The following is a 12,467-nucleotide window of genomic DNA, read 5'->3' as shown; positions in this document are numbered from 1 at the left end:
TGACTACGAACCTAGATTGAGCGGGTTTTAACCTTTTTTTTTAAGAAAAATAATCACCGCTAAAGCGGTGACTACGAACCTAGATTGAGCGGGTTTTAACCTTTTTTTAAGAAAAATAATCACCGCTAAAGCGGTGACTACGAACCTAGATTGAGCGGGTTTTAACCTTTTTTTTTAAGAAAAATAATCGCTGCTAAAGCGGTGACTGCGAACCTCAATTTTAATCGCTACTAAGCGTATTTTGGGCTTTGACTAGGGCTTCCCTAACTTGGTCAAAACCTGTCCCACCATAACTATTTCTGGCGGCTACAACTTGACGAGGTGCGATCGCGTCATAGATATCTTCTTCAAAGCTAGGATGCAATTCTTTCCATTGACTAATTGTCAAGTCTTTTAACAATTTACCTGCGGCTAAACTGGTTTTAACTACTTTTCCGACTAAGTTATAAGCTTCCCTAAAAGGTACTCCTTTGGTGGCTAAATAATCGGCAACGTCGGTAGCATTAGAAAAGTCTTCGGCGACTGCTTCGGCTAGTCTTTCTTTTCTAAATTCGATACCTTCTCCTAACAAAATTGTCATTGCTTCTAGACAAGCTTTAACGGTTTTTACGCTGTCAAAAATTGCTTCTTTGTCGTCTTGCAAGTCTTTGTTATAAGCGAGAGGTAAACCTTTCATCAAGACTAACATTCCTTGCAAATGTCCGAAAACTCGCCCGGATTTTCCCCTAATTAATTCTGGCACGTCGGGGTTCTTTTTCTGAGGCATAATACTCGAACCTGTCGCGCAGCTATCTTTGAGGGTGACGAAGTTAAATTCTTGAGATGACCAGAGAATAACTTCTTCTGATAAGCGACTCAAATGCACCATAATTATACTAGCGGCGCAGAGAAATTCGATGGCAAAGTCGCGATCGCTGACTCCATCTAAACTATTCTGGTAAATGCCGTCGAAACCTAACTGGGCGGCGCTATAATGTCTGTCGATGGGAAATGTCGTTCCGGCTAATGCACCGCATCCTAAGGGCGATGTATTGGTTCTGACTCGAATTTCCCCTAAACGCTGCCAGTCGCGCTGTGCCATTTGGAAATATGCTAGCAGATGATGGGCTAAACTCAATGGTTGCGCCCGTTGCAAATGCGTGTAACCGGGAATCAAGGTTTCCACATTCTCTTCCGCTAATTCCACTAATATTTGCTGAAATTCCCGCAATTTTTCCCGAATTTCGTCAATTTCCGCACGCAAATACAAACGGATGTCTGTCCCAACTTGATCGTTACGCGATCGCGCGGTGTGCAATTTTTTTCCCACATCCCCGACTAACTCGGTCAACCTGCGTTCGACAGCAAAATGCACGTCTTCCGCATCTATCCCAGGAGTGAAATTACCTTCTTGATATTCGCGGCGAATTTGCTCCAAACCCGTCACTAACTGCTGTCCCTCTTCTTTCGAGATAATCCCTGTATGGGCTAACATTTTCGCATGGGCGATCGATCCCGTCAGGTCGTATTCAATTAACTCAATATCGAAACCGATGCTAGCATTAAATCTAGCGATCGCCGGATGCAAAGCGGTTTCAAAGCGATCGCTCCAAGTTTTTTTCTCTGTCACTTCTACCCTGAGTTAGTAATTTTGTCAACGTTACAAGCCAAGCTTGAAATAAATCGTAACTTTAATTAATCAAGAAAAAAAAGTCTTGAAAAGATAACCAATAACTAAACCAATAATTAAAGCCCACAACTGACCAGACTCAACAAACTGACCAAAAGCCTCACGCATTTGGTCTAGTACATTGGGTTCAGTTACTGTTTGAGCCAAAACCGTTCCACTCAAAGCCAAAAAATCGCTCAACCCAGAGTTAACTAAGGCTACGACTGAATCCAGCATCAAAAACATCTCCTGTGGAAAAAATAGATTATCGAGTAGATTGTATCTGCATAATCACCAAAGTCATATCATCACCATTAGTATTCCCAGCACCAATAAAATCTTGTACCGAATCAAACAAATGTTCGAGAATTGCTTGAGGATGATGGCAATGCTGACAGCCCCACTCAAAAGCGCGAAGCAAATTTTCCTCATCAAAACGAGAACCATTTTGATTAACCGCATCAGTAAAGCCATCAGTATAGTACATCACCACATCTCCTGGAGCTAACTGAGTTTGAGCATCTTCATACTCAGAATCAGTATCCAAACCGATCAACATTCCCCAACTATCAAGTTTTTCAATGGCGCGATCGCTAGCCTTCCATAACAAAGGAGGATTGTGAGCAGCATTACTATAAGAAAGGATACCTGTATTCGGGTCATACTCCGAATAAAACAAAGTGACAAACCGATTATTATTTTCTAAATCGGCATACATTACCCGATTCAAATGTTGTAAAATTCGCGCCGGAGTGTGACGGTTAAGAACTTCCGCACGCAGCATTCCTCTAGTCATCGTCATGATCAAACCAGCCGGAACACCTTTTCCCATCACATCACCAATCACGATACTCCAAGGAACAGAAGTTACCTCTTCTTCCTCATTTTCTTGTTGAAACTTAAGCTGGTCGTAATTAGCAGGAATAAAATCATAATAATCACCCCCAACCCGATTAGCCGTTTTACAAGCGGCTGCCAATTCTACACCTTTAATTTTCGGGCATTTGCGGGGTAAAAGTTGAAGCTGAATTTCCGAAGCAATTTCCAACTCGCGATCGAGACGTTCTTTTTTGCGTAACTCAACAGTTAACTCATGGTTAGCGATCGCCACAGCCGTTTGATCTGCCACCAATTGAACCAACTTTTGTCTGGTGGGAGTCCAAAGATAATCGCGATCGCCGCTAAAAATATATAAACGTCCTCTTTCCACACTCTTCACCAAAATTGGCGTACCAAAACTGTGTACTTGAGAACCAAGAATTTCTTTTAATTGCTCGTCGAGGCGATCGGTAAAAGACTCATTTTGGCTAGCTTGGCGATCCACCGTCGCCGCTTTAATTGCTTGCTCTAAAGCTTGACGAATATCTTGACAAGTATTACCTTCTACGCAGTGCAATCTTTCCAGACGAATTTGACCATTTGGTTTAAACAAAATTAAAGCACCGCCATCAGCATCAGTTACCCTAGTTGCCATCAAAGGAATTAACTCCAAAAACTGATTTAAGTTATTGAAGCTACGCAGAGCAAACCCTAGAGAACTTAATAAATTTTGGACTTTACGCTGTTCGCGGTGTAAATTTGCCACCAATTCTTTTAGTGCCAAAATTGGCGTACCTTCAGCGATGAGATTACCATCGCTATGATTAAGATCCGGGGATAACTGGTGGCGTGGGAGAGGAGCAGCAGTCATTGCATCAGATTTTGATAGCATCAAGTGGGCAGAGAATCAATTACAAAACGGTACTTGAGAACTTTAGCTGTCTTTGGTCAAGAGATTAAGATACTACGTCTCTCAATGGCGATCGCTTTGTTGAGAATGTCATCTAGCTGTTCTTCGACTGGCAATAAAATTGTCAATACTGCCGCAGCCATCGCGTTAAAGCTATTTTATCGGTAATCACACTGTGCTAGTTGCTCTACTTCAACAATCAACCTAGTAGTAATGAACTACTAATTTACCTAGAGTTGGTCAATAATACCGTTAAATGGCGATTCTGCCAATCTATCAGCAGAATTTTTTTTGCTAGTAAGCAAAAGCGATCGTACTCAACCTCACACCACCAAAGCACTCGACTTACCTACTACCTAATTTTTTAACCATTTAGTAAGGCTTCGACAAACTCATAACTGGAAAAAGGACGTAAATCTTCAATTCCTTCTCCTGCCCCAATAAAACGAATTGGTAAATTCATTTGTTGGGTAACAGCTAAGGCAACACCACCTTTAGCAGTTCCATCAAGTTTTGTCAAGACCACCCCACTCAATTTAGCTGCTTCCGAAAAGACTTGTGCTTGACGCAAGCCGTTTTGACCGAGAGTAGCATCCAAAACTAAAAGTGATTCGATTCTCGCCTGGGGAGCTTTGCGGTCGATCACGCGACGAATTTTTGCCAATTCCTCCATCAAGTTTTTCTTGTTTTGTAACCGTCCGGCAGTATCCACAAGCAGTAACTCAATGTTACGAGATTGGGCGGCGGTAATCGCATCAAAAACCACTGCTGCTGGGTCAGTATTTTTACCGGGATTAGCAATTACAGGTGTATTTGAGCGATCGCCCCAAGCTTTCACCTGTTCGACAGCCGCAGCGCGGAAAGTATCAGCCGCCGCGATCGTGGTGGTGTAGCCAGATTTATTGGCTAAATGAGCTAATTTACCAATAGTAGTAGTTTTCCCTGCCCCATTGACACCCGTAATCAGCCAAATATTCAGGATATCCTTTTCGGGGACAAAAACAGTAGTTTCGGTATCTTGGAGAGGGCGATCGAGCAAATCGCGTAAAATTTGTTTTAAATAGGCGATCGCCTGTTCTGGAGGTAAAGCTTCCTCTCGTAGTTTGTCTTGTAAGGTTTCGATAATGTAATCTGTCGCTTCAACCCCTACATCCGCTTGTAACAGTAAGGCTTCAATTTCCATTACTGCATCTTGATTGAGCGGACCTTGACCAACGATTGATTTTAACTGATTAATCAAACCTCGGCGAGTTTTACCAAGCCCCTGTCGCAGTCGCTTCAGCCAGCTAATTTCTTCTTCCGAAACATCTTCCGGCGATCGCCCTTGACTTGCTAAAACTTGTGCTGACCAAATAAACTCTTCATCAAAGTCAACACCTGTTTCTGTTTCTGCTGTTGCAGCTACGGGAGTTGCTGGTTCTTCTTCAATCGCAGTTTCCCGCAAGCGTTCTAAACCATCTGATTTCCGCATCCACGCGGGAACTGGTTTGGCTGGTTGAGTCGTAGTTTCTTCTACCACTGAGGCTGATTCAGGAGCTGTTTCCTCAACCTTTGTTTCCTCTTCAGTTACGGATACTGGTTGAGTCGTAGTTTCTTCTCCCACTGAGGCTGATTCAGGAGCTGTTTCCTCAACCTTTGTTTCCTCTTCAGTTAAAGATACTGGTTGAGTTGTAGTTTCCGTTTTTACTTCAGGAGCTGTTTCCTCAACCTTTGTTTCCTCTTCAGTTAAAGATACTGGTTGAGTCGTAGTTTCCGTTTTTACTTCAGGAGCTGTTTCCTCAACCTTCGTTTCTGTTTCTGCTTCTGTAGTTACTTTCTCAACAGTTTCCGTTTCTGCTGTGGTAATAGTTTCCGTTTCTGGTTTGCTAGCAGCAACTTCAGAGGTTTGAGACTGACTTGCTTCTAACTCAGCTTTTTCCTTAAGTTTGCGCTGCTGAATACTTTTATAAGCAGCTTTCGCCCAATTAAGAGCCTCTTCACTTTCTTGAGTGGAAGTAGTCTCAGCTTGCTCATCAACAGCAGATTCTGCCTCTGTCTGAGGAGGCTGAGTTTGTGATTGTTTTTCTTCGTCTTGTTCTGTTTTAGCGCGATCGCTGAACTGTCGGCGAAACCAATTAAACACAGTTGCACCTATTTTACTGGCGGCAAGAAAATCTCGAATCTATAAATCCGAGCATTTTTATCAAGATAATCATTTTCGGACTCAAACGCCCGCTTTAGTTTCGATTTTATTACTAACTCGGCGCAAAACACCATTAATCAAGCGTCGTCCTTCGTCATCAGAATAAGATTTGGCGAGTTCCACGGCTTCATTAATCGCCACTTGTTCCTCAGTATTGAGAAATAAAATTTCTGCTACAGCAATGCGGAGAATATCGCGATCGATTTTCGGGAGGCGATTAAGTTGCCAGTTCACTATTGCTTCAGAGAGAATAACATCAATTTCTTCTCGTCTCCGGTAGACAGTACTGATTATTTCTACAGCATAAGAGCGTACTTGAGTACGTTCCTCAGCCAATTGAATAAATACTGGTAAGTCGATAGCTGTTCCCAAACGGTTAATCGCACTTTGAGTCAGTTCAATTGCTTCTGTCACCATTGCCCTAGCACTGCTAAGTGTAGCAGCATTCGTTTCGCTATTTTTCAGGCGATCGCTGCCTCGAATCACTTCGGCGACTGCGGTTTCCAGAGCTTCTTGCATTTCGCCTCTGAGAGTACGCAGCGCTGCAACTACCAAATCATTTAGTTGTCGCTCTGCTAATTTTTCTGGTTTACCGCTAATTTGACTTAAGCTTAACAAAGCTAACTCGCGGGCGATGCGGCGAGGTCTTTTTTGACTTTTCATAATTTTATATTTGGCAATCTATTGAGTATCAATAAGCAAGCCTATAACAATATTGCTCGTTCTTTGAGAGAAATTGTCTAAAAGTTAGTGAGAAGCCTACACCGTACTCAAATGAGTCGGCGTAGGAGTAGATCACCTTTCTTCTTCCAGGGGTATAGCTTGACGTTTTTCTTCAGACAACTGAGAGAGGGGAGTTTTGGCGTGATTTTGGTAATTATCGGGGAGAGAAATCGGCATTGTGTTAGTAGGAGTAACAATTCCACCAGAGATTAACACTTTAAAAGCATCTTCGATTGAGAGCGAGAGATTAATCACGTCTGATTCAGGAACGATCGCATACCAACCTGTGGTTGGATTCGGTGTAGTCGGGATAAACAGACTAATCATCTCATCAGACAAATCTGGCTGAAGTTCGTTACTGACTCCACCCGTCACAAAGGCGATCGCCCACATTCCTCGGCGCGGATATTCTACCAACACCACTCGACGAAACTTATTATTAGAATCTTTGAGCAGTGTTTCTAGCAATTGTTTGAGAGTTTTGTATATTGACCCGGCAAAAGGGATCGCTTGCAAAACTCGCTCGCCTACATCCAATAACCATCGCCCGACAATATTCCGAGCCATTAAGCCAATTAACAAAATAAACGTTAATGGCACAGCTAAACCTACCACTAAATTGAGTAGATTGGTTAAAATCGGGTGCAGACTGTCAAAAGGATTAAGTTGCTTTGGTATCCGGGTGAGAAAATCGATTACCCAGGTAGAAATGGTATAAGTTAGCCAAATGGTTGTGGCTAGTGGGATTACTACCAGCAGACCCGCAATTAGGTCATTTTTTAAATTTTGTTTTAAGCGTTGGATCACAGAGCGCTGACTCTCCGTCTAAAATAGTGAATCCTTCCTTTTTTATTTGTAAAACTTGTAAAGAATTGTTGCAAGTCTTCAGATATTTCTCGTTCGTGGAAGCTATACCTCAATTTTTACCGATCTGCCTTACTCTCAAAGGATCTAACTGCTTTTCTATGAACCCGAACAGGACACAAAAAAGCAGTTTAACTGGTCTTGAGCGAAAAAACTTGTGGCTTCACGACCGAGAAAGTGAATAATGGTATTGCAAATTACATTTTAGCATTTGCAGGAGTATTATCTTTTGACTACGACGAAGAACCGATTGAGGTTTCTCGCGAAACAGTTTCTTCTTCAAAAGAATCATTAGGAGGATCTTGTTGCTGAAGTTCCCAAACTTTGAGAACAATCAGATATTCGTAGAAAGCCTGCAAAGTACACCAAGTAAAGCCCGCACGCCCGTCGAGAAACCCTCCCAGAAAAAAGTACATATAGACAAAACGCACCAAAGGTCGAAAAGGCAAACGCAAAGAGAAGTCTTTTAAAGCACGTCTTCTTTCAACCTCCGAACTGCCAAAGAACAATTTTTGCCAATCGACCTGACCTTCTTTTAACTGACGCAGGGTTTCTTTAGCTTCATCAGTGGAATAGCGATTGTGTTTGTCAATCCAACGGCTAAAACCTTTACCACTGGTGTAGTGAGGATAAGTTTGTTTGAGAAAATCCGTGGCACCGTCGCAAACTTCCCGTTCAGTGTGACCGTAATCATCAAACCAAACCTTGTCTTTACGGAACAAACGCATTTGGTAGCGGGGATACTGAGTACAATGAGGAATCCAGCGATTCATAAACATCACCCGTTCGGCAACGTAGTAACCGACATAAGTATCCGACTTGAGTGCTTGGAGACATTCAGCAAACAACTCCTTAGTCATCCGTTCATCAGCCTCAAGGATATAAACCCAATCGTGTTGAGTGGGAACCTCACGCAGCATCCAAGTTCGCTGTTTACCATGACTTTCAAAAGCGTGCTGCACTATCCGAACCGGATAGCGACTAGCAATTTCCACAGTGCGATCGCTACTGTAGGAATCGACAACTACCACATCATCAGACAGTAGGGCTGATTCAAGACAAGGGGCTATTTCTAACTCCTCGTTATAGGTCAGGATATAAATCGAAAACATTGATTCTCGTTGCGGTGTATTTGCTCAAATTCTGGAAAATTCCTCACCAAAAATTACTTACCTCATCGAAGCTTTACGACGAGGAGCTTGGGTTCCCCCCATACTTTTCAAGCCACTCCAGCCAATAGCAATATAGCCGATCGCCAAAAGTAAGCTGCTTACGCCTGTACTTACACCAGATTCGATAACTTGGTTTTTTGCTTGCGATTCCAATTCCAGCCTCCGTTCGCCGAGTTGATTTTGAGCCTGAGAAACTCGTTGTTCTAAAGCGGCGGGATCTTGCTGTAAATCTTCAATTTGTTGTCTGATTTGTTCAAGCTGCTCTCGCTGCGGTCCTTGTAATCGATCGCTAGCTAAAGCTTGGTCTAATTGTTGTAACCTTTGAGGGTCTTCTAGTAAAGCATTAATTTGGGCGGATTGAGCTTCAAGTTGAGTTTCCGCTTGGGCGGCTCTTTGTTCAATTTGTTGCAAAGCTTCCCCTCTTTGGACGCGCAAATTATTCAAATGTACGGGAATAACCAGGAGAAAAAATAATCCTAAGAGACTGGCAAGAATAAATGTTACCAATCTTAAACCTAATTTGCCATCACCACCACTGAGGCGATCTTCCATCCAATACCCGGCGAGGAGGAAAGCCATCCCGACCATAGGAATAATACCGCGATCGACAATTTGGCTAATAAATTGTATTTGCCAACCGCGATTCTGCATTTGAAAAGGAATCGCTAACAAAGTCCAGTCGAGCAAAGAGGAGATAATCAAAATTGCTCCGACTATTTTAAGGGCAAATGCAGTAGGTGAAGCAGCACCAGCGTTATTCATCGATTTACTCCAAAAATAATTTACCAAGAAGCAGTCAAAACTACCGATCCGTAATTGTCTGAGAATGCTAAGTCAGTTATCGATCCGATCGAGCAAGTTTTTCTGACTCCTTTCATGTTTTAACTTAACTGTTTTTTTAGCCTGTTTGGTGACTTATGTCCGCAAAAGTTCAGCTATAGGTTTATTTGCCATAATTTGTAAATTGATCAGCTAGGAAAGAATATTTGACTTAGCTCAGGGAACAAACCAGAGCGAACAAGTTCTAAACTTGACTATCTTAGCTCAACGGTAGGAAATCGAGCTGATGAGGATCGCTTTTACCGTTAATGAGCAACGCAACTGCCATAAAGGGCGATTGGTAGGTAAGCTGTTACTAAAGTCTCCATCCAGCTAATCTAATGAAAAAAGTTGTTGAAGTTTTACCAGATAAGCAAGGTTTAATTGAGCGATCGCTCTCACTGATTTTGGCAAAAATTCAAGCGGCGATCGCTGAACGCGGGATTTGTACGATCGCTTTGGCTGGTGGTAGTACGCCAAAACCAATTTATCAAGCGATCGCGACGCAAAATTTGCCTTGGGACAAGATTCACGTTTTTTGGGGTGATGAACGTTATGTTCCCCCAGATCGTCCTGATAGTAATCAAAAGATGACTCGTGAAGCTTGGTTAAACACAGTGAAGATCCCCGCCGCGAATATTCATCCGATGCCTACTTTAGGGGCAGATCCCCAGGCTGATGCGGCGAAACATGATACAGAATTACGTGAATTTTTTGGAATTGAACCTGGAGACTATCCCATTTTCGATCTAATCTTATTGGGAATGGGAGATGATGGACATACAGCAAGTTTGTTTCCACACACTGAGGCTCTTTCAGTTAGCGATCGCTTGGTGACGGTGGGTAACAAAGATGGTGAACCTCGTTTGAGTTTTACTGTTCCCCTGATTAACCATGCCCGTTGTGTAATATTTATTGTTGCGGGAGCAAATAAGCAAACTGCCCTGGAACGAGTTTTCGCCCCAGAAGCTTCGGAACTGACTTATCCTGCCCGTTTAATTGCCCCTACAGGCGAACTTTGGTGGCTTTTGGATGAATCAGCCGGAGCGAATCTAAAAAACTAGCTTAGTAATAATTTCAGATTGATAAGTGCTTATGATTGTTTGTCCTAATTGCAATCACTCAAACCCAGATGGAGCAATGCAATGCGAAGCTTGTTACACTCCTTTACCTAGTCAAACCACGAACTGTCCTAACTGTGGCACTGATGTCCTCCCAGATGCGACTTTCTGCGGTCAGTGTGGTTACAATTTGCAAGGTAATGCAGAAACGGAAACAGGTATTTCACCCGAGCCCTTACCACCGACACAAATTGGCGGTAGTTCCCCAGATCCAGAAGCTGCACCTACGCCTCCACCGACGATCGCCAGCGCTCCCGATCCGGTATCCTCAACGCCCACACCACCCCCAGTACCCGATCCGGTATCCTCAACGCCCACACCACCCCCAGTACCCGATCCTCCCGATCCGGTCACACCAACTCCGACACCGCCACCTTCTCCTGTTCGTTCTAGTGGTGGTGCGGCTACTCAGCTACAGTTACAGACGGCTAGTTTGCTGCACGTCCAAACTGACCAAACTTTTGAATTACCTCAAAATCTCTCGGTCATTCATATTGGTAAACCTAACGATAAAGTACCGCCGGATATTGATGTAGCAGGGCTTCCTGATTCGGATATTGTTTCCCGCATTCACGCCGATCTTCGTGTTGAAGGGGATAATTATTATCTTGAAGATGTGGGTAGTTCTAACGGTACTTACGTTAATCACACTCCTTTACTCCCAGGTAATAGACATAAGTTGCGTCCAGGCGATCGCCTTGCTTTGGGTAAGGGTGATAAGGTTACTTTCATCTTTCAACTTTCTTCTTAACTTTGATAATTCGTCTCACGGCTGAATTTTTGCTCTCGCCTGAGATGAATTATCAAAAGTCTATATTCTTTAACATATTAAGTTGAATTTGTCAAAAAAAATTTTCCCAGTTTCAGAAAAGAATAATTGGGGATAGTGTTATGGCGATCGCTGCCTTGCTATTCTAGAAGTTAGAGGTATTGGGCGTATCAAGGCAGGAAACTTTCATGCAAGGAAATTGGCAAATTGGCTCTTTATTTGGCATCCCTCTTTATATAGATTCTTCGTGGTTTTTAATTTTAGCTTTTGTAACAATTATTAATGCTGGCGAAGTAAATGCCAATAATTTATCTCAGGGTAATCTATTTTTGGGTTGGGTAACTGGTTTAATCATGGCTTTGTTGCTTTTTGGTTCGGTGTTGCTACACGAACTCGGTCATAGTTTGGTAGCCAAAGCTCAAGGAATTCCAGTAAAATCAATTACGTTATTTTTGTTTGGGGGTATAGCTTCGATCGATCGAGAATCAAAAACTCCCGGTCAAGCATTTCAAGTAGCGATCGCGGGTCCTGCGGTTAGTGTAGCTTTATTTGGTTTATTTTTAGGATTACATCAGCTTTGGACTACAGGAATTCTGGAATACTTAACTTTAGATTTAGCAAGAATTAATTTAGTTTTAGCAATTTTCAATTTAATTCCTGGTTTACCTTTAGATGGAGGTCAGGTCTTAAAAGCTGCGGTTTGGAAAGTAACAGGATCTCGCTTTACCGGAATGCGTTTTGCTTCTTCATCTGGCAAATTAATTGGTTTATTAGGAATTGGCTTAGGTTTATTTTTAATTCTCTTAACAGGTGCTTTTAGCGCAATCTGGATTACTTTTATTGCTTGGTTTGTTTTCCGCAATGCAAACGCTTACGATCGCCTCACTAAACTGCAAGAAAGTTTAATTGAGATGGTAGCTTCCGAAGCAATGACTCGGGAATTTCGGGTGGTTAATGCTAACTTAAGTTTACGCGAGTTTGCTCAAGAATATATCCTCGGAGAAAGTTTCAATCCCATCCCTTATTTTGCTGCTTCTGACGGTCGCTATCGGGGAATGATTTCTCTCCAAGAGTTGCAGTTGGTAGAACGCAGTCAATGGGAAATTCTTACATTACAAAATATTGCTCGTCCCTTGACAGAAATACCTTCTGTAGAAGAAAAAACTTGTTTAGTCGAGGTAATTGAAAAACTGGAAGTAGAAAACTTAACTCGGATTACAGTTCTTTCTCCCGCAGGTGCTGTAGCAGGAATAATCGATCGCGGGGATATTGTCAAAGCAGTAGCTGAGAAAGAACATTTACCGATTCCCGAAGCCGAAATTAAACGAGTGAAAGCTGAAGGAACGTATCCGCAAAACTTTCAGTTACAAGCGATCGCCAAAATGATTAAAGATTAGCGATCGGTAATTAACGATTAAATTCTTGGACATTACTATTCCC

At 42.6% G+C, this 12,467-nt stretch carries 11 protein-coding genes; 3 read left to right on the top strand and 8 right to left on the bottom strand.

Features of this window, described 5'->3' with window-relative positions; genetic code table 11:
• Nucleotides 1–220: 220 nt before the first annotated feature.
• The 8 genes from argH to hpsJ-B form a co-directional block, all read right to left on the bottom strand.
• Nucleotides 221–1,609 carry an argininosuccinate lyase gene (gene argH / locus G3T18_RS23445; protein ID WP_224413017.1) on the bottom strand — a complete coding sequence of 463 codons (1,389 nt, stop codon included), beginning with the start codon at nucleotides 1,607–1,609 and terminating at the stop codon, nucleotides 221–223.
• A gap of 69 nt (nucleotides 1,610–1,678) precedes the next feature.
• Nucleotides 1,679–1,885, bottom strand: coding sequence for a hypothetical protein (locus G3T18_RS23440; RefSeq protein ID WP_224413016.1), 207 nt, complete (start codon nucleotides 1,883–1,885; stop codon nucleotides 1,679–1,681).
• Between the two features lie 28 nt (nucleotides 1,886–1,913).
• Nucleotides 1,914–3,338: a PP2C family protein-serine/threonine phosphatase gene (locus tag G3T18_RS23435; RefSeq protein ID WP_224413015.1), complete on the bottom strand. Its 1,425-nt coding sequence runs from the start codon at nucleotides 3,336–3,338 to the stop codon at nucleotides 1,914–1,916.
• A 403-nt stretch (nucleotides 3,339–3,741) separates the two neighbouring features.
• Nucleotides 3,742–5,499 (bottom strand): signal recognition particle-docking protein FtsY, encoded by a 1,758-nt coding sequence (gene ftsY / locus G3T18_RS23430; protein ID WP_224413014.1) that lies wholly within the window; start codon nucleotides 5,497–5,499, stop codon nucleotides 3,742–3,744.
• Nucleotides 5,500–5,580: 81 nt separating this feature from the next.
• Complete coding sequence (gene nusB / locus G3T18_RS23425; RefSeq protein WP_224413013.1) at nucleotides 5,581–6,222, bottom strand: transcription antitermination factor NusB; 642 nt, start codon at nucleotides 6,220–6,222, stop codon at nucleotides 5,581–5,583.
• A gap of 132 nt (nucleotides 6,223–6,354) precedes the next feature.
• Complete coding sequence (locus tag G3T18_RS23420) at nucleotides 6,355–7,089, bottom strand: DUF502 domain-containing protein (RefSeq protein WP_224413012.1); 735 nt, start codon at nucleotides 7,087–7,089, stop codon at nucleotides 6,355–6,357.
• Nucleotides 7,090–7,379: 290 nt separating this feature from the next.
• Complete coding sequence (locus tag G3T18_RS23415; RefSeq protein ID WP_224413011.1) at nucleotides 7,380–8,258, bottom strand: glycosyltransferase family 2 protein; 879 nt, start codon at nucleotides 8,256–8,258, stop codon at nucleotides 7,380–7,382.
• Between the two features lie 57 nt (nucleotides 8,259–8,315).
• Entirely contained in the window at nucleotides 8,316–9,080 is a 765-nt protein-coding gene (gene hpsJ-B / locus G3T18_RS23410; protein ID WP_224413010.1) for a hormogonium polysaccharide biosynthesis protein HpsJ, read from the bottom strand.
• Nucleotides 9,081–9,478: 398 nt separating this feature from the next.
• On the opposite strand from hpsJ-B, the gene pgl reads away from it, so the two are divergent.
• From pgl to G3T18_RS23395, 3 genes are all read left to right on the top strand, one after another.
• Nucleotides 9,479–10,201 carry a 6-phosphogluconolactonase gene (pgl, locus tag G3T18_RS23405; protein WP_224413009.1) on the top strand — a complete coding sequence of 241 codons (723 nt, stop codon included), beginning with the start codon at nucleotides 9,479–9,481 and terminating at the stop codon, nucleotides 10,199–10,201.
• A gap of 31 nt (nucleotides 10,202–10,232) precedes the next feature.
• The gene (locus tag G3T18_RS23400) at nucleotides 10,233–11,009 is read left to right on the top strand and encodes an FHA domain-containing protein (RefSeq protein ID WP_224413008.1); all 777 of its coding nucleotides are present in this window, start codon (nucleotides 10,233–10,235) and stop codon (nucleotides 11,007–11,009) included.
• A 206-nt stretch (nucleotides 11,010–11,215) separates the two neighbouring features.
• Complete coding sequence (locus G3T18_RS23395) at nucleotides 11,216–12,424, top strand: site-2 protease family protein (protein ID WP_224413007.1); 1,209 nt, start codon at nucleotides 11,216–11,218, stop codon at nucleotides 12,422–12,424.
• Nucleotides 12,425–12,467: the final 43 nt, after the last annotated feature.

It is taken from the genome of Oscillatoria salina IIICB1 (genome assembly GCF_020144665.1).
Classification (GTDB): domain Bacteria; phylum Cyanobacteriota; class Cyanobacteriia; order Cyanobacteriales; family SIO1D9; genus IIICB1.
This window is presented reverse-complemented; position numbering and strand designations above follow the sequence as displayed.

What these genes read in the sequence shown, in the direction of transcription:
- G3T18_RS23440 (WP_224413016.1), bottom strand. Translation starts at nt 1,885, where the DNA reads ATGCTGGATTCAGTCGTAGCCTTAGTTAACTCTGGGTTGAGCGATTTT.
- G3T18_RS23395 (WP_224413007.1), top strand. Translation starts at nt 11,216, where the DNA reads ATGCAAGGAAATTGGCAAATTGGCTCTTTATTTGGCATCCCTCTTTAT.
- G3T18_RS23400 (WP_224413008.1), top strand. Translation starts at nt 10,233, where the DNA reads ATGATTGTTTGTCCTAATTGCAATCACTCAAACCCAGATGGAGCAATG.
- G3T18_RS23415 (WP_224413011.1), bottom strand. Translation starts at nt 8,258, where the DNA reads ATGTTTTCGATTTATATCCTGACCTATAACGAGGAGTTAGAAATAGCC.
- G3T18_RS23435 (WP_224413015.1), bottom strand. Translation starts at nt 3,338, where the DNA reads ATGACTGCTGCTCCTCTCCCACGCCACCAGTTATCCCCGGATCTTAAT.
- hpsJ-B (WP_224413010.1), bottom strand. Translation starts at nt 9,080, where the DNA reads ATGAATAACGCTGGTGCTGCTTCACCTACTGCATTTGCCCTTAAAATA.
- nusB (WP_224413013.1), bottom strand. Translation starts at nt 6,222, where the DNA reads ATGAAAAGTCAAAAAAGACCTCGCCGCATCGCCCGCGAGTTAGCTTTG.
- pgl (WP_224413009.1), top strand. Translation starts at nt 9,479, where the DNA reads ATGAAAAAAGTTGTTGAAGTTTTACCAGATAAGCAAGGTTTAATTGAG.